A 21,572-nucleotide genomic window follows, 5' to 3' on the forward strand; every position below is an offset into this window, starting at 1 on the left:
GCGCGTACGGGTACAAGGTTCAATCCTTCGGTTTAAAGCGCAACAGTCGGTTGGCGTTGCTGACCACGGTGATGGAGGAGAGCGCCATCGCCGCACCCGCGACGACCGGATTAAGCAGCGTGCCGGTCAGCGGCCACAAAATACCGGCAGCAATCGGAATACCGAGCGAGTTGTAGATAAACGCCCCCAGCAGGTTCTGCTTCATGTTGCGCAGCGTAGCTTTCGAAATGGCCAGCGCATCGGCCACGCCCATCAGGCTGTGGCGCATCAGCGTGATGGCCGCGGTTTCGATGGCTACGTCGCTGCCGCCGCCCATTGCGATCCCCACATCCGCCTGGGCCAGCGCCGGGGCATCGTTGATGCCGTCGCCGACCATTGCCACCTGACGGCCCTGGCGTTGCAGGTTTTTAATGGCGTCCGCTTTGCCATCCGGCAGTACGCCCGCAATCACCTCATCAATACCGGCTTCTTTCGCGATGGCGTTGGCGGTGGTCGGGTTATCCCCGGTCAGCATCACCAGACGATAGCCCGCACGGTGCAGGCGCTGTAAGGCATCCACGCTGTCCTGGCGAAGCGGATCGCGCACGGCCAGCAGCGCGGCGGCTTTGCCATCCACCGCCAGCAGAACCGGGGTGGCGCCCTGTGACGCCTGCGCCTTCAGCTCACTGTCCAGCGCGGCGGTATCAATGCCGTTTTCATTGAGCAATGCCTGGTTGCCCAGCAGCAGCGCGTGACCTTCTGCTTCACCCCTCACGCCGAGCCCGCGCAGGGTGCGGAACTGATTCACCTGCGGCAGGGCAGACGCATTGGCTTTATCGAGAATGGCGCGCGCCAGCGGATGGCTGGAGCCTTGCTCCAGCGCGGCGGCAAGACGCAGCGCGTCCTCTTCCGTAATGCTCACGGTGTGGACGGCGACCACCTGCGGTTTACCTTCCGTCAGCGTGCCGGTTTTATCAAACACCAGCGTGTCCAGGGTGCTGGCCCGCTGCAGCGCGTCCGCGTCCCGCACCAGCACGCCAAATTCGGCCGCGCGGCCTACGCCGGAGATAATCGACATTGGCGTCGCCAGACCAAGGGCGCAAGGGCAGGCGATGATCAGCACTGTAGTGGCGATCACCAGGGTATACACAATCTGCGGCGCGGGGCCGAAGAAGTACCAGATCGCCGCACTCAGCAGGGCAATGCCGACCACCACCGGCACAAAAATGGCCGAGATTTTATCAGCAAGCTGGCCAATTTCCGGCTTGCTGCTCTGCGCCTGGCGCACCATGCGGATAATACGCGACAGCGTCGTATGGCTGCCGACGGCGCTGGCGGTAAACAGCACGCTGCCGTCCTGCACGACCGTACCGGCATGCACGGCGTCGCCGTCTGCTTTCTGCTGAGGGATAGGCTCCCCGGTCAGCATCGCTTCATCCAGCCAGGCTTCGCCCTGGGTTATCTTGCCGTCAACGGGAACCCGGTCGCCGGTGGTCAGACGCAGCGTCATGCCGGGCTGAACCTCGGCCAGCGGAACGCTTTTTTCCCCTTCGTCCGTGACCACGCGGGCCGTCGGTGGGGTTAAATCAAGCAATCTTTCCAGCGCTTTCGAGGAGCGCTGGCGGGCGCGGGCTTCCAGCATATGGCCTAAGTTAATCAGGCCGATAATCATCGCGCTCGCTTCATAATAGAGATGCCGCGCTTCCATCGGGAACCACTGGGGCCAGACGTTCACGCTTATCGAATAGAGCCACGCCGCGCCGGTACCGAGGGCGACCAGGGTATCCATCGTCGCGGTGCGGTTTTTCAGGCTCTTCCAGGCGCTGGTATAGAAATGTCCGCCTGCGAACACCATCACCGCAAGGGTAATCAAACCAATCACCAGCCACAGCGTGCGGTTGTCGTCGGTGACCATCATGTTGTCGCCGAGCATGCCCCACACCATCACCGGAATACCGACCAGCAGGGCGACAATCGCCTGCCAGCGGAAGCGCTTCATGGTGGCGATAGCCGTTTCCTGCTGGCGCTCGCGGCGTTCGGCATCATCTTCGATGGCCTCCGCGCCGTAGCCCGCTTTCTCAACGGCCTGCACTAACTCTGCGGCGGAGGCGTTGCCCATTACCAGCGCAGTACGCTCCGCAAGATTGACCCGTGCCTGCGCGACACCCGGTACCGCCTGCAGGGCGTTTTGTACCCGGGAGACGCAGCTGGCGCAGCTCATGCCGTTGATCAGCAGCTGTTGGCTGTCATCAATATCATCCGCTGCCGGAAGCTCAGGAGTGGCCGCTGTCAGTGCTTCCGACGGGGATGATGACTCTGCCAGCGGTTTAGCCTTTGGGTGGCTTAACTCCGCCCCGTAACCGGCCTGCTTGATGGTATCAATCAGCGCATCCGCGCTGGCGCTGCCGGTCACGGCGGCATGATCGATAGTCACGTCAGCGCTTTCCACATCAGGGCGCTGTTCCAGGCTTTCTTTAACGCGTTTGACGCAGTGGCCGCAGGAGAGACCGTCCAGCGTCAGGTCAATAGTGTGAGACATAACAAAACTCCCGTATAATATTTTGGTCAGTTGTTGACCGGAGTAACGCTTTTCACTAACTGTTATGAAGGTTAAACCTTCCATCAAGGGGAAGGTAAAGGGGGAAATGTGAATATCAGTGATGTGGCAAAAAAAACCGGCTTAACCAGCAAAGCGATTCGCTTTTATGAAGAGAAGGGGCTGGTGACGCCGCCGCTGCGCAGTGAAAACGGCTACCGTAGCTACACGCAGCTGCATCTGGATGAACTGACGCTGCTGCGCCAGGCCAGACAGGTCGGTTTTAATCTGGAAGAGTGCGGCGAGCTGGTTAACCTGTTCAACGATCCAAAGCGTCACAGCGCCGACGTGAAAAAACGCACGCTGGAAAAGGTGGCTGAAATTGAACGCCACATTGTCGAGCTACAGGCGATGCGCGAACAGCTGCTGCAGCTCGCGGCGTCCTGTCCGGGGGATGACAGCGCCGACTGCCCGATTATCGATAACCTTGCCGGCTGCTGCCACCGCAAAACCCATGCTTAGCAGGCTTTTACCCGCAGGGTAATGCCCTCCACCGCGATGACCTCCACCCGCGTGCCGGCGCTGAGGTCATCGTCGGCCACCACCGGCCACGAGCTGTCACCTACCCGCATGTGCCCACGTCCGTTCACCAGCGTGCTGTCGAGCGTAAAACGCTTGCCGACAATCTGCTGTCCGCGCTGGTTAAGGTGGGCGTCCACCGGTTTCTGCTCGTTAACCCGCCGGTTGAGCCAGCGCCACCACAGCCAGGCGGCCACCAGCGTCAGCACGGCAAACAGCGCGCCCTGCCACGCCCAGTCCAGGGGAAGGATCCAGACCAGAAGACCGGTAATGACGGCAGCAACACCGCTCCAGAGCAGGTAGCCATTGCCGCCCAGCATCTCCGCCGCCAGCAATAAGCCGCCGAGGCTTAGCCAGAAGGCATGAGGATGTGCAACGATCAGCTCAATCATTTTTTACGCTCGTTTCCGCTGTCCTTGATCAGTTCGGCTATGCCCGCGATAGAGCCCATCAGGCTGCTGGCATCCAGCGGCATCATCACCACTTTGCTGTTGTTCGCCGACCCAATCTCTTTCAGCGCGTCGGTATATTTTTGCGCGACAAAGTAGTTCACGGCCTGAATATCACCGGCGGCAATCGCCTCGGACACCATCTGGGTCGCGCGGGCTTCCGCTTCGGCGGAACGTTCACGCGCTTCTGCCTGTAAAAATGCGGACTGACGATCGCCTTCCGCTTTCAGGATCTGCGACTGTTTTTCCCCTTCCGCCTTCAGGATCTCCGCCTGGCGTACCCCTTCGGCTTCCAGAATATAGGCGCGCTTGGTTCGCTCGGCTTTCATCTGGGCGTTCATGGAGGCGATCAGCTCCGCCGGCGGGCGCACGTCGCGGATCTCGATGCGGGTGACTTTGATCCCCCACGGGTTCGTTGCCTCGTCGACAATGTGCAGCAGGCGGGTGTTGATGCTGTCGCGCTGGGAAAGCATCTCGTCCAGCTCCATCGAGCCGAGTACGGTACGGATGTTGGTCATCGTCAGGTTGACGATCGCCAGCTCCAGGTTGCTGACCTCATAGGCCGCTTTCGGCGCGTCAATCACCTGAATAAAGCAGACGGCGTCGATGGTGACGTTGGCGTTATCCTTGGAGATCACTTCCTGGGACGGAATGTCCAGAACCTGCTCCATCATGTTGATCTTGCGACCAATTCTGTCCATGAACGGAACAATCAGGCTTAAGCCTGGCTGGAGTGTATTGGTGTATCGGCCGAAACGCTCGACGGTCCACTGATAACCCTGAGGGACAATTTTGACGCCGGCGCCCACGATAACCAGCGCAACGAAAATAAGGACGGGAACAACGATAAGCATAAAAACCTCCTGTTTTGCATGCTGTGGCGAGTGAAAGTGTGTGTTTATTGCTCGTAAGTATAGGTAAAGTCAGAGATGAATCCATCACCCGCTTCAGCAATGGCTTTCGATAATCCCTGGTAGTAATTCTCCAGCCCCAGCGCTTCGATACGCTGGATCTGTTCGCGAATGGGGGCGCAGAACAGAACGGCATTCCCCGCTTCAACGCGTTTGTTATTCGGTGGAAGGTCGCCCGCGATGGCTTTAAACCAGGTTCTGATGCCCTGCTTTAAATTATGCGGCGCTTTTGCCAGGTTATCCATGCCCGTCAGGATCTGCAGAGTCGGGAACTCATCGGCCAGCACGGCGGTTTTCATGCGCGCAAAGAACTGGCTGAACAGCTCGAACGAGCCCAGATCGGTGACGCGGGGCTTGGTGGTTTTACCGTTTTTATTGCCGATTTTACCTGCCGCTGATGCCGCGGCCGGAACCGCGTTCACCTTTTCCAGCTCCAGTCCGAACAGCAAATTGCAGTGCGCGCGGCGCGCTTTCAGCGGGTAGGACATCAGGACGTCAATGAACTGTGTGGCTTTCACATCCGCAAGATTGTGGTTGATAAGCCACTGGGTGCGTGAAAATTCCGCCGGAGAGACGAACCAGTCCGGCACCTCATTGAAGCGTTTTGATTTGCCTTCACCGTCAAATTCAAGGAAGTGTGTTCCGTTGTCGAAGGCGAAATAGCAATTTTTGAAGCTGCCGATCGTGGTGTTCACGATGAGCGCCTTCTTAACAAAGTCCACCACCTCTGCACCTATCACAAAACGCGTGAGCTCCGACGATTTGATGACTTCCATTAATGTTTCGACATCAGGAACACCAGGCTTCAGGGAGGGAAACTCATAAAAGATATGTGCCATGTCGCATACTTCCTGTAGTGATGAAGGTGACAATTTGCAAACAAAAAGTTTAACACTTGCTTCAGCGTGAGGCTATTCGCGCTGTGCGGGCGAAAGGATTATGCTACAGGCGGTTATTACACGAAGCGGTCAACGGAAGCGCGATGAACGATAAAAGAAACGTATTACTGCTCAGGGATGTCGGATTTCGAGTCGGGGAAAACACGATCCTGCAGCACGTCGGGTTTAGCCTGTCGCCGGGCGAGTTTAAATTAATCACGGGTCCCTCAGGCTGTGGTAAAAGCACGCTGCTGAAGATTGTGGCGTCACTCCTCAGCCCGACGGAGGGCGCCATTCTGTTTGAAGGCGAGGATATCGCCTCGCTTTCTCCGGAAAGCTATCGCCAGCAGGTCTCGTACTGCGTGCAAACGCCCGTGCTTTTTGGCGATACGGTCTATGACAACCTGATTTTCCCGTGGCAAATCCGCAATAAAACGCCGGAGCCGGAAAAGTTTATCCAGGATCTGGCCCGCTTTGGCCTGGCGCAGGAGACGCTGAGCAAATCCATCAACGCGCTGTCGGGCGGAGAAAAGCAGCGGGTCTCGCTGATCCGCAACCTGCAGTTTTTACCGAAGGTGTTGTTGCTGGACGAAATCACCAGCGCGCTCGATGACGTCAACAAGCGCAACGTTAACGAGATTATTCATCGTTACGCCCGGGAGCAGAACATTGCCGTGCTGTGGGTGACGCACGACGCTAACGAAATAACCCATGCGGATGACGTTATTACGCTCCAGCCGCACGGCGGGAAAATGCAGGAGGCAAACCGTGGGTGAACACAACATTACCAACGAATCGCTGGCCTTTTCGATGGTGCTGGTGCTGATTGCGATTGTGGTCAGCTACCGCGAAAAGCTTGGGCTGGAAAAAGATATCGTATGGAGTATCTGCCGCGCGGTGATTCAGCTCATCATCGTCGGCTATGTGCTGAAGTATATCTTCAACGTTAACCACGCGGTGCTGACGCTGCTGATGGTGCTCTTTATCTGCTTTAACGCGGCGTGGAATGCGCAAAAGCGCAGTAAATACATCGATAAGGCGTTTGTTTCATCGTTTATCGCGATTACCACCGGAACGGCGCTCACGCTGGCGGTGCTGGTACTTTCCGGCTCGATTGAGTTTACGCCGATGCAGGTTATCCCTATTTCCGGGATGATTGCGGGGAACGCGATGGTGGCCGTTGGGCTCTGTTATAACAACCTCGGCCAGCGTTTCAGCAGCGAACAGCAGCAGCTGCAGGAGAAACTAAGCCTGGGGGCAACGCCAAAAGTGGCCTCGGCGCGGCTGATTCGCGAGAGCATTCGCTCATCGCTGATCCCTACGGTAGATTCTGCCAAAACGGTGGGGCTGGTGAGCCTGCCGGGCATGATGTCGGGGCTGATTTTTGCCGGTATCGATCCGGTAAAAGCGATTAAGTATCAGATCATGGTGACGTTTATGCTGCTTTCCACGGCAAGCCTGTCCACCATCATTGCCTGCTACCTGACCTATCGGAAGTTCTACAACGCGCGCCACCAGCTGGTGGTGACGCAGTTGAAAAAGGTGCGGTGATTGTGCCGGGCGGCACTGCGTTTGCCCGGCCTACGATTCGTGCTTTTGTAGGCCCGGTAAGGCGAAGCCGTCACCGGGCAAAGTGCATCAATACAACAACGCGTAAAGCTGACGGCGATATTTCGACGCGAGCGCGTCTCCGGTGCCCAGCGCGGCCAGGATCTCCTGGAACATCTTGCGCGCCTGACCGTCTGCGGCGGCTAAATCTTTTTGCAGATGGCTGAAGAGCAGCTCAAGCGCCTCTTCGTTACGCCCCACCTGATGCAGCTGCAGCGCCAGCTGGCTTGCCAGCGCGGCGTCCGCCGGGTTGTCGGCAACCTGCTGCTGCAGCTGCTGAATTTCCGGGGTATCTGCCGCCTGCTTAAGCAGCTCAATTTGTGCAACCAGCCCCTGATAGCGAGTGTCCTGATCCTGCAGCGGAACCGTCTTGAGTACGGCTTCTGCGTCTTCTGAGCGGTGCAGGGCGATCTGCGTTTCCGCCAGCAGCAGGCCAATCTGACTGTTCTGTTTTGACAGCTGCCATGCCTCTTTGAGCAGCGGCAGCGCCTCGTCGTATTTGCCTTCCTGCATCAGCGCCATGCCTTCCTGCGCTTTCAGCTCTTCTTCGCGCGGCAGCACTTTATCCAGCAGGGCACGGATAGCGTCTTCCGGCTGTGGCCCCTGGAAGCCATCAACAGGCTGGCCGTTCTGGAACAGATAGACGGTAGGAATGGCGCGCAGACCAAACTGAGACGCGACCATCGGCTCGGCGTCACAGTCCAGCTTCGCGAGAATGAACTGACCGTTGTACTGGGCGGCAAGGCTTTCCAGCACCGGCGTCAGCTGCAGACAGTGTTGGCTACGTTCAGACCAGAAGTAGAACAGGACCGGTTTGGTCATCGACTGTTCAAGCGTCTGTTGCAGGTTAGCTTCTGTGATATTGACGATATTCTGTACGGACATGCGGCTTTCTCTTTTGTCGGTTTGTTCTTTACATGGGGATGCGCGTCGGCGCTTCAACTCAACCGTGTAAAATTTTGTCCATTATCCGGCCCGGCAGCAGGCGTTTTAACCAGCCGACGGCATGGGTGACCAGCGTCACCGGATAGCGCATTTTGGGATGTTCACTCTCAAAAGCATGGCGCACTTTGGCCACCACCGCCTCTGGCCCGAGGGTAAAACGTGCGGCGATGCCGGGGTTCTCGACCGGTTTATCCGCCTGCGTCTGGTTAACGTTTTCGGTAAAGCGGGTGCGGATCGGGCCGGGTTCAATCAGGCTGACCTTGATACCGCTGTGGCGTAACTCCATGCGCAGGGCGTCGGACCAGGCCTCAAGCGCATATTTGCTGGCGGCGTAGGCGCCGCGGCCCGGGGTGGAAATTAGCCCCATCACCGACGACGTCATCACGATGCGCCCTTCACCGTGCGGCAGCATCGCGGGGAGCAGACGCATGGTGAGCTGATGCACGCCGAAGAAGTTGGTCGAAAACTGCTTCTCCAGCGTTTCGCGGGAGAGGGTGTCCAGCGGGCCATACACGCCGTAGCCGGCATTATTAAACAGGCCGTACAGACGATTACCGGTCAGTGCGATCACCTCATCGGCGGCGCGCTCAACGCTCTCCGGCGAGTCCATATCCAGCAGCACGCCGGTAAAGCCCAGACCGTTCATGCGTTCGACATCGTCGGGTTTGCGGCAGGCCGCCAGAACCCGAAACCCCTGGCGCTTTAATTCGAGCGCGCTTTCCAGGCCGATTCCGCTAGAACATCCTGTAATTAAGACCGATTTTTGCATAACTTTACCTGTCAGGATCTCCGCTTAATCAGGAGTCATGTTTAACTAAAGGAGCCAGCCGCGTTGCCATCCAGTCGGCAATAAACGGCTGCGCATCGCGATTGGGGTGGATCCCGTCGTCTTGCATCCACTGGGGTTTGAGATAGACCTCTTCCATGAAAAATGGCAGCAGCGGAATATCAAACTCTTTGGCAAGCTTGGGGTAGATCGCGCTAAAGGCCTCATTATACCGACGACCGTAGTTGGCGGGCAGGCGAATTTGCATCAGCAGCGGCTGGGCGTTTGCCGCCCTGATGTCCTGCAAAATGGTGCGCAGTGTATTCTCCGTTTGCTGAGGCTGGAAACCGCGCAGGCCATCATTACCGCCAAGCTCAACCAGCACCCACCGTGGCTGATGCTGTTTGAGCAGCGCAGGCAGGCGCGACAGCCCCTGCTGCGAGGTGTCGCCGCTGATGCTGGCGTTGATTACAGCCGTTTTGCTCTGCCATTTGTCATTAAGCAGAGCGGGCCAGGCCGCGCTGGCCGCCATGCGATAGCCAGCGCTCAGGCTGTCGCCGAGAACCAGTAACGTGTCCGCTGCCGCCGCGCGGAAAGTCATCAGAATCAAAAACAGGAAGGGCAAATGCCAGCGGAAAACAGTGTTGAAGTTCATCATCTTAAGAAGTCCGTCGGTCAGGGGGAGCACGAGCTTTCCATCCTTACCGGAGTTGAACTCGTTGTCAAACGCGCTGAAACCATTGCGCTGATTGGCGAATCCGGTTCCGGTAAGTCCACGCTGCTGGCGATTTTAGCCGGTCTGGACGACGGCAGCAGCGGTGAGGTCCACCTTGTCGGGCAGCCGCTGCATCAGCTTGATGAAGAGGCGCGGGCCGCGCTGCGCGCGCGTCACGTTGGTTTTGTCTTTCAGTCCTTTATGCTGATCCCGACCCTGAACGCCCTGGAAAACGTCGAACTCCCTGCGCTGCTGCGCGGTGAAAATAGCCGTGAAAGCCGCGCTCACGCGAAGGCGCTGCTGGAACAGCTCGGTCTGGGTAAACGTCTCGACCATCTTCCCGCCCAGCTTTCCGGCGGTGAGCAGCAGCGCGTGGCGCTGGCCCGCGCGTTCAATGGCCGCCCTGAGGTGCTGTTTGCCGATGAGCCTACCGGCAACCTTGACCGTAAAACCGGAGACCGGATTGCCGACCTGCTGTTTTCGCTCAACCGCGAGCACGGCACTACGCTTATCCTCGTGACCCACGATCCGCAGCTCGCGGCGCGCTGCGACCGTCGCCTGCGGCTGGTCAACGGTGTTCTGCAGGAGGAAGCATGATTACCCGCTGGTTCTGGCGCGAGTGGCGCTCGCCCTCGCTGCTGATTGTCTGGCTGGCGCTCAGCCTGGCGGTGGCCTGCGTGCTGGCGCTCGGCAGCGTCAGTGACCGCATGGAAAAAGGGCTCAGCCAGCAGAGCCGGGAGTTTATGGTGGGTGACAGGGCGCTGGAAAGCTCCCGCCCCGTGCCGCCGGGCTGGATTGACGCAGCGCGTAAAGAAGGGCTGAAGGTGGGGGAGCAGCTCACCTTCCAGACCATGACCTTCGCGGGCGACACGCCGCAGCTGGCGAGCGTCAAGGCCGTCGATAATATCTACCCGATGTACGGTGACTTGCAGACCCGCCCGCCGGGATTAAAGCCGATGCCCGGTACGGTGCTGCTGGCATCGCGTCTGATGGCGCTGCTGAACCTGAAACCCGGCGACAGTATTGACGTCGGTGACGCTACCCTCAGGATTGCCGGGGAAGTGGTGCAGGAGCCCGACGGCGGATTTAACCCGTTCCAGCTTGCGCCGCGTCTGCTGATGAACACCGCGGATGTCGCGGCCACCCATGCGGTACAGCCGGGCAGCCGCGTTACCTGGCGCTATAAATTTGGCGGCACGCCCGCCCAGCTTGACGCGTATGAAAAATGGCTTCTGCCGCAGCTCAAACCGGAACACCGCTGGTACGGGCTGGAGCAGGACGAGGGGGCGCTCGGTAAATCTCTGGAGCGCTCTCAGCAGTTCCTGCTGCTGTCGGCCCTGTTGACCCTGCTGCTGGCGGTGGCGGCGGTGGCCGTGGCGATGGGGCACTACTGCCGCAGCCGCTACGACCTGGTGGCGATCCTCAAAACCCTGGGGGCGGGCCGGGCGCAGCTGCGCAAGCTGATCGTCGGCCAGTGGCTGATGCTGCTGGTCCTGTCGGCGCTGACCGGCGGAATAATGGGGCTGCTGTTTGAAAAACTGCTGATGGTGATGCTAAAACCGGTGCTCCCGGCCGTATTGCCGCCGGCCAGCCTCTGGCCGTGGTTGTGGGCGATGGGCGCGATGACGGTGATCTCGGTGCTGGTGGGGCTCCGGCCTTACCGCCTGCTGCTCGCCACGCAGCCGCTGCGCGTGCTTCGCAACGATGTGGTGGCGAACGTCTGGCCGCTGAAGTTCTACCTTCCGGTGATTATTGCGGTGGCGGTGGGGCTGCTGGCGTGGCTGATGGGCGGCAGCACGCTGCTGTGGGCGGTGCTGGCCGGGGCGGTTGTGCTGGCGCTGCTGTGCGGCGTGCTGGGCTGGATACTGCTCAACCTCCTGAAAAGGGTGACGGTAAAATCCCTGCCCGTGCGCCTGGCGGTCAACCGTCTGCTGCACCAGCCCTGGTCTACGCTCAGCCAGCTGTCGGCGTTCTCGCTGTCGTTTATGCTGCTGGCACTGCTGCTGGTGCTGCGCGGCGATCTGCTCGATCGCTGGCAGCAGCAGCTTCCGCCGGAAAGCCCGAACTATTTCCTTATCAATATCGCCCCTGAGCAGGTTACGCCGCTGAAGGGCTTCCTGGCGGAGCATCACATCATCCCCGAGTCGTTCTATCCTATCGTTCGCGCGCGTCTGACGCAGATCAACGGGCAGCCAACGGAGGGGAACAAGGACGAGTCGCTGAACCGCGAGCTGAACCTCACCTGGCAGGAGAAACGCCCTGACCACAACCCGATAACCGCCGGCACCTGGCCGCCGAAAGCGGGAGAGGTGTCGATGGAGGAGGGGCTGGCGACGCGCCTGAACGTGAAGCTGGGAGACAGCGTCACCTTCACAGGGGATACCCAGGATTTCACCGCGAAAGTGACCAGCCTGCGTAAAGTGGACTGGGAAAGCCTGCGGCCCAACTTCTTCTTTATCTTCCCGCCGGGGGCGCTGGACGGTCAACCCCAGAGCTGGCTGACCAGCTTCCGCTGGGAAAACGGTAACGGCATGCTGACCCAGCTTAACCGGGAGTTTCCGACGGTCAGCCTGCTGGATATTGGGGCGATCCTGAAGCAGGTGGGGCAGGTGCTGGAGCAGGTGAGTCGCGCGCTGGAGGTCATGGTGGTGCTGGTGACGATCTGCGGCGTGCTGTTGCTGCTGGCCCAGGTGCAGGTGGGCATGCGCCAGCGCCATCAGGAACTGGTGGTTTACCGCACGCTGGGGGCCGGTAAGCGGCTGCTGCGAATGACGCTCTGGAGCGAGTTTGCGCTGCTGGGGCTGGTGGCCGGTCTGGTGGCCGCCATTGGCGCAGAGACGGCGCTGGCGGTGCTGCAGACAAAGGTCTTCGACTTCCCGTGGGAGCCTGACTGGCGTCTTTGGTTGATCCTGCCTCTGTGCGGCGCTGCGCTGCTTTCTCTCTGCGGAGGCTGGCTCGGCACGCGGCTGTTAAAGGGCAAAGCCCTGTTCCGTCAGTTTGCGAGTTGATTTAGTATGGTGATAATTACGCACCGGATTTTTATGCCGGTGCGTAGTGTTTAAATAGCACAAAGTGATAATACCCACTCATTTAGTAGCACAAAACATTAAAAACCCAACCACACAGCCCGATTATTTCCAGTTAATATTCACCCGCTAAATATTTAGCAGCGTGTCTATTAAGGAAAAATAATGACTATAAAAAAATCAGCGCTGGCGGCAACGATCGGCGCGGCAGTGGCATTAACGACCTTCGCTTCTCAGGCGGAAATCACCGTTCTTAAGCAGGATCCTCAGGCGGGTAACCCGCTGAGCCGCCTGAACTTCACCGTTGGCGGCAGTATTCGTCCTCAGTTCCAGAACATGACCGGCGACGACGGTAAAAACAGCTACAAGCGTAACGGCTTTGACGGCGGCACCCGTTTCCGTTTCGCTGCAGATTACTACCTGTTTGATGACATCAGCTGGATCAGCTACTACGAGCTGGGTGTGAACATTCCTGCGCAGTTTAACTGGGATCACCACTACGCCGAAGGCGCACACGACACCACGCGTCGTATGCTCTACACCGGTCTGAAGAGCGACACCTGGGGTACGCTGACCTTCGGTCAACAGAACAGCGTTTACTATGATGTGGTGGGCGCGAAAACCGATATCTGGGACTACGACATGATCGCTCAGGCGCCAGGTAACGGGATCAATGGCGACTACGACGGTTCTTACCGTTCACGCCAGATGCTGAAATATAAGAAAACCGTGGGCGATGCTGATATTTATGCATCCTACCTGTTTGAAGACAGTGAATACCTGCCGGGCAACGGCCTGCGCTACAAGCGTAAAGGCGGCGGTTCACTGGGCCTGGATTACCACCTGACTACCGACCTGACCTGGGGCGCCGCGTGGAACTACACTCGCGCCGACATGCGTAACCCGGACAACGGCGACAGCAAAACCTACGACCAGAACATTCTCGGTACCGCGCTGAGCTGGACCCCGGACAACTGGACCTTCTCCGCAGGCGGCGGCTGGTACCAGAACTTCCTGACCACCAAAAAAGTGTCTGTTAACGATTACTTTGCGGGCGACGCGTGGGGTATTGAGTACTTCGCAGGTTATAAATTCCCAATCGGTCAGTACGCGGTTAAATCCATCCAGCCTTACTTCATGGGTGACCGCATTGAGTACGTGAACGGCCGTAACTACCAGCGCATCGACAACGGCGTGGGTATCAGCTTCCAGCTGGATTACGGTTTCCGCGTGGATTACGAACACGTGTTCACTTCCAGCACCGACAACCTGGGCGACATGAACCTGGTGCGTCTGCGTTACGACTTCTAAGCCGTCTGTTCCCCGGTGGCGCTGCGCTTACCGGGGCTACAACAGTACGCGTAGGCCGGGTAAGGCGTAGCCGCCACCCGGCTTTATTTTTCAGCGATCAAGCCACTCAGCAATTTCTTCGTACGTCCCGCGATAGACAATCTTCTCCGCCTTTTTCTCCAGCTGATAGCCGTACATCGGGTCGTAATAGTCGTTCAGGAGCGGTACAAGCCAGCTGAAGTGCGCGTCCGTGCTGCCAGATCGTTGCTGTTCCAAAAGCGCGGAATCTAACAGCGCGGTAAATTCCGCAAAGCGCTGCAGCCCCAGGCGGCGACGAATGGCGAACAGGCCGTGATGCAGGTACTCGCTGTATTCTTTCCAGCCTGCTTCCTCGCCGTAGGCAGCAGAAAAATCCGCCCACATATGGTCGAAATACTCTTCGCGCAGGCGCTCAAGACGGATCTCAAACGGATCCTCTACCACCACGATAGGGGCTTCAACCATGCGGTCGCGCAGGCAGGCTGGCAGGTGGTTCGAGCCAATCATCCGACCTTCATCTTCCAGCACCCAGCGCGCGGAATCTTTTTTCAATAGCTCAACCGCAAGGTGATTTTCAAAGCTGGCCTGGGAAAGCTGCGGCGTCAGCGTGCGACCAAACGATGAACCGCGATGGTGCGCCAGTCCTTCCAGATCGATACCCTGTGCATGCTGCTTCACCAGCAGGGTTTTACCGTTCCCGGTACAGCCGCCAATAAGCACCATCGGCTTTTGCGACTGCTCAATGGTCACCTGAATTGCCGTCTGGCGCAGGGCCTTATAGCCACCGCGGATTAGCGGGTAGTCGATACCCGCCTCTTTCAGCCAGGCCTGCGAGATATGCGAGCGCTGGCCGCCGCGCGCGCAGCAGAGAAAGCCCTCAGGATGGGCAAGGCTGGCCTCGCGCCAGGCGTTGATGCGGGCCTCACGCGTGTCGCCGCTCACCAGGCGATGGCCGAGCGCCAGCGCGGCGTCCGGTCCCTGACGTTTATAACAGGTGCCGACGGCGGCGCGCTCGTCATCATTCATTAAAGGCAGGTTGACTGCCGCTGGCATCGCGCCCTGGGCAAATTCGATCGGCGCGCGAACGTCGATTAAAGGGGTATCGGACGCGAGGATCGCGCGATAGTCCGTTCCATCGTTCATGGTTATTCCAGAAGAAAGCTAAGCAGCAATGGGCGGGAATTGTACGCCGGGGAAAGAGGAGGTCAACTCCCCGGCGGAGGGATAACTATTTAAGCTTTGACTGTGCCCAGACAATACCGCTCGCGTATTCCGGCGGCAGGAGCGGGATCATGGCTTCCAGCGTGGCGCTCAGACGGCCCGTGTCGCTGTCGTTGAGGTTCAGGTGGCCAACCTTACGACCCGGACGAACCTCTTTGTCATACCAGTGCAGATGCACCAGCGGCAGCTTCAGCCAGTCGTAGTTCAGATCGGTTCCGATCAGGTTGATCATCACCGACGGGCTGTTCACCACCGGCTGCGGCAGCGGCAGGTCGGTAATTGCGCGCAGGTGCAGCTCGAACTGGCTGATGGAGGCGCCGTTTTGCGTCCAGTGGCCGCTGTTATGCACGCGCGGTGCCAGCTCGTTGATCAGCAGACCAGACGGGGTGATAAAGCACTCCATCGCCATCACACCCACGTACCCGAGCTCGTGCATGATGGCAGAGAGCATCTCTTCCGCCTGCGCCTGGTGGTCAGCATTGGCCTGCGGGAAGGCCACGCTGGTGCGCAGAATGCCGTCCTGATGGAGGTTATGCGTCAGCGGATAAAACACGGTGTGCCCGTCATGTCCACGCGCGCCAACCAGCGACACTTCACCGCTAAAGTTAATGCCCTGCTCAACAATGCACTCGCCGTAGCAATCATCCGGCAGCTCGGCGGTGTCGCCTGCGCGCAGGCGCCACTGGCCGCGGCCATCGTAGCCACCCACGCGGCGCTTCACGATCGCCAGCTCGCCCAGCATGGCGAAGACGTCGTTCCACTCGTTTTTATCAGACAGGAGTTGCCACGGTGCGGTTGCGAGGCCCAGCTTGTCGAAAAGCTGCTTTTGCGTCAGACGGTCGGCAATGATCGGGAACACGTCGCGGTTAACGAAGGCGTTATGACGCGCCAGCTCGCGGGTCAGGGCGGTCTCCGGCCAGCGTTCGATCTCAGCGGTAATGACGCTCTGGTGGAACGGTACCGCTTCCGGCTCGGCGTCCAGGCCGACGGGCCAGACGGAAATCGCCAGCGGTTCGCCAGCCTGACGCAGCATGCGGCCTAGCTGGCCGTTACCGAGAACGCAAACCTGCTTCATGCGGCACCCCGCGGGTCTGGATTGTCCAGCACCTCGTCGGTCTGGGCTTTACGCCACGCCGCCAGACGCTGATGTAAGTCTTTATCGTGCGTCGCCAGGATCTGCGCGGCCAGCAGGGCGGCATTGGCGGCACCCGCTTTACCAATCGCCAGCGTGCCGACGGGAATGCCACGCGGCATCTGGACGATGGAGTAGAGGCTATCCACACCGCTTAACGCGGCGCTTTGTACCGGGACGCCCAGCACCGGCACCAGGGTTTTGGCGGCAATCATGCCCGGCAGATGTGCTGCGCCGCCCGCACCAGCAATGATCACCTCATAACCGTTCTCTTCGGCGCTTTCGGCGAAGCTGAACAGTTTGTCCGGTGTACGGTGCGCGGAGACCACTTCAACGTGGTGCGGAACATTCAGGATGTCAAAGATTTCGGCGGCGAACTGCATGGTAGCCCAGTCGCTTTTGGACCCCATCACGATGGCGACACGCGCCGGATTATTGCGGGAAGACATGCGTCTTAAAACTCCTGTGGTGCGAAACACACTGCTTTCGAGGGCACAGAGAATAGCATGTTATACGGGCAAGGAAAACGGTTGCGCGGTTAAATCTTGAGCCGTTGTTGCCATCAATTCATAACAAAACAGACCGCATTCTGGCGGTCTGTTTTTGTCGAAGGGCAATCATTATTTCGTCAGTTCTGCGGTCATATAGACGCGGTTGTCGACCTTCGCGCTGGTGATTTTGTAAGACGCGCCCTGTTCAGCAGCCTGTGCAGCGATTTTCGCTTCTGCGCGGTCAAGGGTAGAGGCGGTTGCACTCACGCTCTGCGCGAAAGAACCGAAAGAAACCAGGGAGAGAGCCGCAACTGCAACGAAAGTTTTGATGGATTTCATGGTCGTATTCCTTAAGTGTTTTGTCTGGGATAGGGCATGTTGCCCTGATGTGATAAATAATAGGCCGACCACGGGCTGATTAAAATCGAAACAATTTGCCAATATTGTTCAAAAAAATAGAATAATGTGAAGGGGGTTAAAACGGAAACGCAATCAGCTCCACACCCTCAGGCGTGACTTTGACCATGGAGCCTTCGGTGTGCCAGGCACCCAACACCACGCGATGGGCCGGTTCGCCGTTGGCGATAAGGGAATGCACGTCAGGACGATGGGTATGACCGTGGATGAGCCACTGAACGTCATGCTTTTCCATCACCCGCACGACCGCCTGTGGATTGACGTCCATGATGGTCATGGATTTGCTGCTGTTGGCGGCTTTACTGCCTGCGCGCATTCTGGCGGCGATGCGGTTGCGGATAAACAGCGGCAGAGCAAGGAACACTTTCTGGATCCACGGGGTGTGGACTTTGGCGCGAAACGCCAGGTAGCCGGTATCGTCGGTGCAGAGCGTGTCGCCGTGCATAATCAGCACCTTGCGGCCGTAGAGGTCGAGCACCTGTTCTTCCGGCAGCAGCGTCATGCCGCTTTCACGGGCGTAGCGCTTGCCGATCAGGAAATCACGGTTGCCGTGAATGAAGTAGCAGGGGACGCCCGAATCAACCAGCGCGTGAATGGCGTCGGCCATTTCACGGTGCAGCGGGTTAGGATCATCGTCGCCAATCCAGGCTTCAAAGAGGTCGCCCAGGATGTACAGCGCATCGGCGCTTTTCGCTTCACCGCGTAAAAAACGCAGAAAACCGGCGGTTATCGCCGGTTCTTCTGTTTGCAGATGAAGATCCGCAATAAAGAGTGTCGCCACCAATTACTCGCTGACGGTCACGCTTGTAATCACAACGTCTTCTTTTGGAACGTCCTGGTGCATACCGCTGCGGCCAGTAGAGACGGCTTTGATCTTGTCAACCACGTCCATACCTTCAACCACTTCTGCGAATACGCAGTAGCCCCAACCCTGCAGGCTTTCGCCGGAGAAGTTCAGGAAGTCGTTGTCCGCCACGTTAATGAAGAACTGTGCAGTAGCAGAGTGAGGCGCCTGAGTACGCGCCATCGCCAGCGTGCCGCGGGTGTTTTTCAGGCCGTTGTTCGCTTCGTTCTTGATCGGCTCTTTAGTGGCTTTCTGGTTCATGCCAGGTTCGAAACCGCCGCCCTGGATCATAAAACCGTTGATCACGCGGTGGAAAATGGTGTTGTTGTAGAAACCTTCGCGGCAGTAGTCCAGGAAGTTTTTAACTGTTTCAGGCGCTTTGTCATCAAAGGTTTTGATTACGATATCGCCATGATTAGTGTGGAAAGTAACCATTTTTGCATCCTGTTCCGTTATTGTGGTACGTCGACCCGCCTTCGGGTCATCTATAGGGGCTTGTTATAGCATAACCACAGGATGCGATCACCTTGCATTGTGTGCTGCTTCGGGTTTGAATTACGGGTAGAATAGCCGGTTTTCAACCACACACGTGTTTACATGGAATCTTCGATGTTAAAAATCTTTAATACAATGACGCGCCAAAAAGAGGAATTTAAACCTATCCATGCCGGGGAAGTCGGCATGTACGTGTGTGGTATTACGGTTTACGATCTCTGTCACATTGGCCATGGCCGTACCTTTGTCGCCTTCGACGTGGTGTCACGCTACCTGCGTTTTCTGGGGTACAACCTGAAATACGTGCGCAACATCACCGACATCGACGATAAGATCATCAAGCGCGCGAATGAAAATGGCGAAAGCTTTGTCGCGCTGGTGGATCGCATGATCGCTGAGATGCACAAAGACTTCGACGCCCTGAATATTCTGCGTCCGGACAGCGAGCCGCGCGCGACCCACCATATTCACGAAATCATCGAGATCACCGAAAAGCTGATCGCCCGCGGTCATGCGTATGTTGCCGACAACGGCGACGTGATGTTCTCCGTGCCGACGGACCCAACCTACGGTGCGCTTTCCCGTCAGGATCTGGATCAGCTCCAGGCCGGCGCGCGCGTTGACGTGGTTGACGTGAAGCGTAACCCGATGGACTTCGTGCTGTGGAAGATGTCCAAAGAGGGTGAGCCAAGCTGGCCATCCCCGTGGGGCGAAGGCCGTCCGGGCTGGCACATTGAATGTTCTGCGATGAACTGCAAACAGCTGGGCAAGCACTTCGACATTCACGGCGGCGGCTCAGACCTGATGTTCCCGCACCACGAAAACGAAATCGCGCAGTCCACCTGCGCCCACGGCGGCGAGTACGTGAATTACTGGATGCACTCCGGGATGGTAATGGTTGACCGCGAGAAGATGTCGAAATCGCTGGGTAACTTCTTTACCGTGCGCGACGTGCTGAAATACTACGACGCGGAAACCGTGCGCTACTTCCTGATGTCCGGCCACTATCGCAGCCAGCTGAACTACAGCGAAGAGAACCTGAAACAGGCGCGCTCGGCGCTGGAGCGTCTCTACACCGCGCTGCGCGGTACCGACAAGTCTGTTCCGGCGGCAGGCGGCGAAGCGTTCGAAGCGCGCTTTGTTGAGGTGATGAACGACGACTTCAACACCCCGGAAGCCTACTCCGTGCTGTTCGACATGGCGCGCGAAGTGAACCGCCTGAAGTCAGAAGATATGGCCGCGGCGAATGCGTTGGCGTCCCATCTGCGTAAGCTCTCTGCCGTGCTTGGCCTGCTGGAGCAGGAGCCGGACGCGTTCCTGCAGAGCGGTGCGCAGGCGGACGACGGCGAAGTGGCGGAGATTGAAGCGTTGATCAAGGCGCGTCTGGAAGCGCGTCAGGCGAAGGACTGGGCGGCGGCAGATGCGGCGCGTAACCGTCTGACCGAGATGGGTATTATTCTGGAAGACGGCCCACAGGGCACCACCTGGCGCCGTAAGTAAGTCTGTAACGCCCGGTGGCGCTCACGCTTGCCGGGCCTACAGGCAAAAGTAGGCCGGGTAAGGCGCAGCCGCCACCCGGCTTTTTTTTACCTTCTTTTCCACCACAACATTCCCATCAGCACGACCCCCGGCAGCCACACCCACAGCAGCTCTGAAATAATCACCTGATGCCCGTACGGCGTGGTATAGCGTGAGAGCGCAAACGGCGCGACCTTAATCACTTGCCACGGCGCAAAGAAGCGTTCATCCGACCACGGCCACAGCCAGCCGACGCCTTTCCCGCCTGTGGTAATCGAATCCAGCAGGCTGTGCGACAGCAGTGACACGGTTAAAAACAGCCAGCACCGCGTCAGGCTGGCCCTGAACCACCGTCGGCCAGTTAGTACGCAAAGTATCGGCACCACGAAGGCAAACAGCAGGGAGTGGGTAAAGCCGCGATGGCCGAAAACGTTGCCATACGCGACGCCGAACTTAAATGCCAGCACGTCGGCATCTGGCAGCATGGCGAGAACAATGCCGGCAAACAGCAGGCGGGGTGGGATAACTTTTGTCCCCAGGCCTAAGCCCAGGCAAAGCGGAACAGCAGCGTGTGTAATGACGGTAGGCATTGTGATTATCCATGGCAAATCATGGAAATATAGCAGTCATTCCGCGCTAAAAAACCTGTGCGAAATTCTGATTTTACGCCGACTCGCGTGCGATAAGCTGCCCGGAAAGCGTAATGCGCTGGGTTTGCAGCGTCGACTCCTTCAGCGTGCGAATAATCAGCCCGGCCGCCTGACGCCCCGTCTCTTCGCTGGCGGACGAAACGTAGGTAAACGAGGGCGAGGTGAGGTTAACGTGGAGCATATCTTCGAAACCGACCAGGGCGACCTGCTGCGTCAGAAACACATCTTTACCCACCGTACGCCCGACCTGATGAATACCGGAGATGGAGCCGATCATGGCATCCGGCGAGTGGCAGAGCAGGGCGGTGATGGTATTGTTTTTTTCCAGCAGTTGGCGGGTCGCGAAACCGGCTGCCAGCGTGTCATCGCTGCAGGCCGGAGAGTATTCATCGCGCCAGACCAGCCCGTTTTGCGCCATCGCGCTGCGAAAACCGAGCAGGCGCTGTTCGCGGATAAGGCAGCCTTCGCGTCCGCCAATATAGGCGATATTACGATGACCGCGTTCGATAAGATAACGCACCGCCAGACTGGCCGCCTGTCGGTTATCGCGCATCACCAGATTGCATTTTTCATCCAGCAGCGACTGCGAGACCACCACCAGCGGCAGAGGGCAGTGGCGAATCTTTTCCGGGAGGGTGGCGGTGCGGGTATCCGAGGCCAGATAGATCACCCCTGCGACGCCCTGCTGCTTAAACGACAGCAGGCAGCGCTCAAGATGGTCATGGTCGTTCTGGGGCTGACCGAGAAAAACCATATACCCCTGTTTTTCAAGATCCTGAACGATGCTCGCCATCACCTTGATGGAGAAACTGTCGCTAAAGTCACGGAGGATCAGGCCAATCAGGTTGGAGGTATTGGCGCGAAGGTTGGCAGCGGCAACGTTATGAACATAGCCCAGGGTATTGATGGCAGCGTTGACCTTCTCGATCGTTGCCTCTGAGATTTTCCCTTTCTGGCGCAGCACCAGCGAGACGGTGGAAACCGACACGCCCGCGTGCTTCGCGACATCAATAATGCTGACTTTCTTCAAAACCGCTCCCTGAAATTTACCGATTATCAGCCAGATAAAACACGTCTCCCAGC

Annotated in this window: 22 protein-coding genes; 7 read left to right on the forward strand and 15 right to left on the reverse strand. The window is 58.3% G+C overall.

Annotated features, from left to right (window positions below):
- Positions 1–19: 19 nt before the first annotated feature.
- Complete coding sequence (copA, locus tag KGP25_RS05665) at positions 20–2,518, reverse strand: copper-exporting P-type ATPase CopA (RefSeq protein ID WP_223540089.1); 2,499 nt, start codon at positions 2,516–2,518, stop codon at positions 20–22.
- Between the two features lie 108 nt (positions 2,519–2,626).
- On the opposite strand from copA, the gene cueR reads away from it, so the two are divergent.
- Complete coding sequence (cueR, locus tag KGP25_RS05670) at positions 2,627–3,037, forward strand: Cu(I)-responsive transcriptional regulator (RefSeq protein WP_045909739.1); 411 nt, start codon at positions 2,627–2,629, stop codon at positions 3,035–3,037.
- On the opposite strand, the gene KGP25_RS05675 is transcribed toward cueR, so the two are convergent.
- The 3 genes from KGP25_RS05675 to KGP25_RS05685 are packed head-to-tail and all read right to left on the reverse strand — an operon-like array spanning position 3,034 to position 5,293.
- The gene (locus KGP25_RS05675; protein ID WP_063621005.1) at positions 3,034–3,486 is read right to left on the reverse strand and encodes an NfeD family protein; all 453 of its coding nucleotides are present in this window, start codon (positions 3,484–3,486) and stop codon (positions 3,034–3,036) included. The genes cueR and KGP25_RS05675 overlap by 4 nt on opposite strands.
- Entirely contained in the window at positions 3,483–4,397 is a 915-nt protein-coding gene (locus KGP25_RS05680; RefSeq protein ID WP_008499312.1) for an SPFH domain-containing protein, read from the reverse strand. The genes KGP25_RS05675 and KGP25_RS05680 overlap by 4 nt, the downstream gene beginning before the upstream one ends.
- A 44-nt stretch (positions 4,398–4,441) precedes the next feature.
- The gene (locus tag KGP25_RS05685) at positions 4,442–5,293 is read right to left on the reverse strand and encodes a hypothetical protein (protein WP_045909737.1); all 852 of its coding nucleotides are present in this window, start codon (positions 5,291–5,293) and stop codon (positions 4,442–4,444) included.
- A gap of 143 nt (positions 5,294–5,436) precedes the next feature.
- Between KGP25_RS05685 and fetA the strand changes: the two genes are divergently transcribed.
- Complete coding sequence (gene fetA / locus KGP25_RS05690) at positions 5,437–6,108, forward strand: iron ABC transporter ATP-binding protein FetA (RefSeq protein WP_048030129.1); 672 nt, start codon at positions 5,437–5,439, stop codon at positions 6,106–6,108.
- On the forward strand, positions 6,101–6,883 hold the full coding sequence (gene fetB, locus KGP25_RS05695; RefSeq protein WP_023617520.1) for an iron export ABC transporter permease subunit FetB: 783 nt from the start codon (positions 6,101–6,103) through the stop codon (positions 6,881–6,883). Before fetA ends, fetB begins: the two co-directional genes overlap by 8 nt.
- 87 nt (positions 6,884–6,970) lie before the next feature.
- On the opposite strand, the gene KGP25_RS05700 is transcribed toward fetB, so the two are convergent.
- From KGP25_RS05700 to tesA, 3 genes are read right to left on the reverse strand one after another with little or no spacing between them, the layout of a single operon-like run.
- The gene (locus KGP25_RS05700) at positions 6,971–7,825 is read right to left on the reverse strand and encodes a co-chaperone YbbN (RefSeq protein ID WP_048030131.1); all 855 of its coding nucleotides are present in this window, start codon (positions 7,823–7,825) and stop codon (positions 6,971–6,973) included.
- A gap of 58 nt (positions 7,826–7,883) precedes the next feature.
- Positions 7,884–8,654, reverse strand: coding sequence for an SDR family oxidoreductase (locus KGP25_RS05705; protein ID WP_023617270.1), 771 nt, complete (start codon positions 8,652–8,654; stop codon positions 7,884–7,886).
- A gap of 28 nt (positions 8,655–8,682) precedes the next feature.
- Entirely contained in the window at positions 8,683–9,306 is a 624-nt protein-coding gene (tesA, locus tag KGP25_RS05710; RefSeq protein WP_028015818.1) for a multifunctional acyl-CoA thioesterase I/protease I/lysophospholipase L1, read from the reverse strand.
- Here tesA and ybbA point away from each other — a divergent pair.
- From ybbA to KGP25_RS05725, 3 genes are all read left to right on the forward strand, one after another.
- Entirely contained in the window at positions 9,277–9,963 is a 687-nt protein-coding gene (gene ybbA, locus KGP25_RS05715; RefSeq protein ID WP_008499319.1) for a putative ABC transporter ATP-binding protein YbbA, read from the forward strand. The genes tesA and ybbA overlap by 30 nt on opposite strands.
- A complete protein-coding gene (ybbP, locus tag KGP25_RS05720) occupies positions 9,960–12,374 on the forward strand; it encodes a putative ABC transporter permease subunit YbbP (protein WP_223540090.1) in 2,415 nt (804 codons plus the stop codon). Before ybbA ends, ybbP begins: the two co-directional genes overlap by 4 nt.
- A 183-nt stretch (positions 12,375–12,557) precedes the next feature.
- Entirely contained in the window at positions 12,558–13,703 is a 1,146-nt protein-coding gene (locus tag KGP25_RS05725; RefSeq protein WP_048030137.1) for a porin, read from the forward strand.
- Between the two features lie 90 nt (positions 13,704–13,793).
- Here KGP25_RS05725 and mnmH read toward each other — a convergent pair whose 3' ends face one another.
- The 6 genes from mnmH to ppiB form a co-directional block, all read right to left on the reverse strand.
- Positions 13,794–14,864, reverse strand: coding sequence for a tRNA 2-selenouridine(34) synthase MnmH (gene mnmH / locus KGP25_RS05730; protein ID WP_223540091.1), 1,071 nt, complete (start codon positions 14,862–14,864; stop codon positions 13,794–13,796).
- 85 nt (positions 14,865–14,949) lie between these two features.
- Positions 14,950–16,017, reverse strand: coding sequence for a 5-(carboxyamino)imidazole ribonucleotide synthase (gene purK / locus KGP25_RS05735; RefSeq protein ID WP_111967319.1), 1,068 nt, complete (start codon positions 16,015–16,017; stop codon positions 14,950–14,952).
- Positions 16,014–16,523 carry a 5-(carboxyamino)imidazole ribonucleotide mutase gene (gene purE / locus KGP25_RS05740; RefSeq protein ID WP_023616863.1) on the reverse strand — a complete coding sequence of 170 codons (510 nt, stop codon included), beginning with the start codon at positions 16,521–16,523 and terminating at the stop codon, positions 16,014–16,016. Before purE ends, purK begins: the two co-directional genes overlap by 4 nt.
- Positions 16,524–16,694: 171 nt before the next feature.
- On the reverse strand, positions 16,695–16,904 hold the full coding sequence (locus tag KGP25_RS05745; RefSeq protein WP_008499325.1) for a YdgH/BhsA/McbA-like domain containing protein: 210 nt from the start codon (positions 16,902–16,904) through the stop codon (positions 16,695–16,697).
- A 136-nt stretch (positions 16,905–17,040) separates the two neighbouring features.
- Complete coding sequence (lpxH, locus tag KGP25_RS05750) at positions 17,041–17,763, reverse strand: UDP-2,3-diacylglucosamine diphosphatase (RefSeq protein ID WP_063621920.1); 723 nt, start codon at positions 17,761–17,763, stop codon at positions 17,041–17,043.
- A gap of 3 nt (positions 17,764–17,766) precedes the next feature.
- Positions 17,767–18,261, reverse strand: coding sequence for a peptidylprolyl isomerase B (gene ppiB, locus KGP25_RS05755; RefSeq protein WP_008499327.1), 495 nt, complete (start codon positions 18,259–18,261; stop codon positions 17,767–17,769).
- A gap of 174 nt (positions 18,262–18,435) precedes the next feature.
- Here ppiB and cysS point away from each other — a divergent pair, with 174 nt between their 5' ends.
- The gene (gene cysS / locus KGP25_RS05760) at positions 18,436–19,821 is read left to right on the forward strand and encodes a cysteine--tRNA ligase (protein ID WP_045909729.1); all 1,386 of its coding nucleotides are present in this window, start codon (positions 18,436–18,438) and stop codon (positions 19,819–19,821) included.
- Positions 19,822–19,907: 86 nt separating this feature from the next.
- Here the strand turns inward: cysS and KGP25_RS05765 are convergent, their stop codons facing one another.
- A complete protein-coding gene (locus tag KGP25_RS05765; protein ID WP_023326825.1) occupies positions 19,908–20,429 on the reverse strand; it encodes a metal-dependent hydrolase in 522 nt (173 codons plus the stop codon).
- Between the two features lie 73 nt (positions 20,430–20,502).
- On the reverse strand, positions 20,503–21,519 hold the full coding sequence (gene malI, locus KGP25_RS05770) for a Mal regulon transcriptional regulator MalI (RefSeq protein ID WP_223540092.1): 1,017 nt from the start codon (positions 21,517–21,519) through the stop codon (positions 20,503–20,505).
- Between the last annotated feature and the right edge of the window lie 53 nt (positions 21,520–21,572).

The organism is Enterobacter sp. JBIWA003, from assembly GCF_019968825.1.
Classification (GTDB): domain Bacteria; phylum Pseudomonadota; class Gammaproteobacteria; order Enterobacterales; family Enterobacteriaceae; genus Enterobacter; species Enterobacter quasiroggenkampii.

Bases quoted from the DNA above. Each gene is read 5' to 3' on its own strand.
- KGP25_RS05700 (WP_048030131.1), bottom strand. From the start codon at position 7,825: ATGTCCGTACAGAATATCGTCAATATCACAGAAGCTAACCTGCAACAG.
- KGP25_RS05675 (WP_063621005.1), bottom strand. From the start codon at position 3,486: ATGATTGAGCTGATCGTTGCACATCCTCATGCCTTCTGGCTAAGCCTC.
- fetA (WP_048030129.1), top strand. From the start codon at position 5,437: ATGAACGATAAAAGAAACGTATTACTGCTCAGGGATGTCGGATTTCGA.
- ppiB (WP_008499327.1), bottom strand. From the start codon at position 18,261: ATGGTTACTTTCCACACTAATCATGGCGATATCGTAATCAAAACCTTT.
- copA (WP_223540089.1), bottom strand. From the start codon at position 2,518: ATGTCTCACACTATTGACCTGACGCTGGACGGTCTCTCCTGCGGCCAC.
- KGP25_RS05680 (WP_008499312.1), bottom strand. From the start codon at position 4,397: ATGCTTATCGTTGTTCCCGTCCTTATTTTCGTTGCGCTGGTTATCGTG.
- ybbA (WP_008499319.1), top strand. From the start codon at position 9,277: ATGCCAGCGGAAAACAGTGTTGAAGTTCATCATCTTAAGAAGTCCGTC.
- KGP25_RS05685 (WP_045909737.1), bottom strand. From the start codon at position 5,293: ATGGCACATATCTTTTATGAGTTTCCCTCCCTGAAGCCTGGTGTTCCT.
- KGP25_RS05745 (WP_008499325.1), bottom strand. From the start codon at position 16,904: ATGAAATCCATCAAAACTTTCGTTGCAGTTGCGGCTCTCTCCCTGGTT.
- KGP25_RS05725 (WP_048030137.1), top strand. From the start codon at position 12,558: ATGACTATAAAAAAATCAGCGCTGGCGGCAACGATCGGCGCGGCAGTG.
- KGP25_RS05705 (WP_023617270.1), bottom strand. From the start codon at position 8,654: ATGCAAAAATCGGTCTTAATTACAGGATGTTCTAGCGGAATCGGCCTG.
- cysS (WP_045909729.1), top strand. From the start codon at position 18,436: ATGTTAAAAATCTTTAATACAATGACGCGCCAAAAAGAGGAATTTAAA.
- KGP25_RS05765 (WP_023326825.1), bottom strand. From the start codon at position 20,429: ATGCCTACCGTCATTACACACGCTGCTGTTCCGCTTTGCCTGGGCTTA.
- ybbP (WP_223540090.1), top strand. From the start codon at position 9,960: ATGATTACCCGCTGGTTCTGGCGCGAGTGGCGCTCGCCCTCGCTGCTG.
- purK (WP_111967319.1), bottom strand. From the start codon at position 16,017: ATGAAGCAGGTTTGCGTTCTCGGTAACGGCCAGCTAGGCCGCATGCTG.
- mnmH (WP_223540091.1), bottom strand. From the start codon at position 14,864: ATGAACGATGGAACGGACTATCGCGCGATCCTCGCGTCCGATACCCCT.
- tesA (WP_028015818.1), bottom strand. From the start codon at position 9,306: ATGAACTTCAACACTGTTTTCCGCTGGCATTTGCCCTTCCTGTTTTTG.
- purE (WP_023616863.1), bottom strand. From the start codon at position 16,523: ATGTCTTCCCGCAATAATCCGGCGCGTGTCGCCATCGTGATGGGGTCC.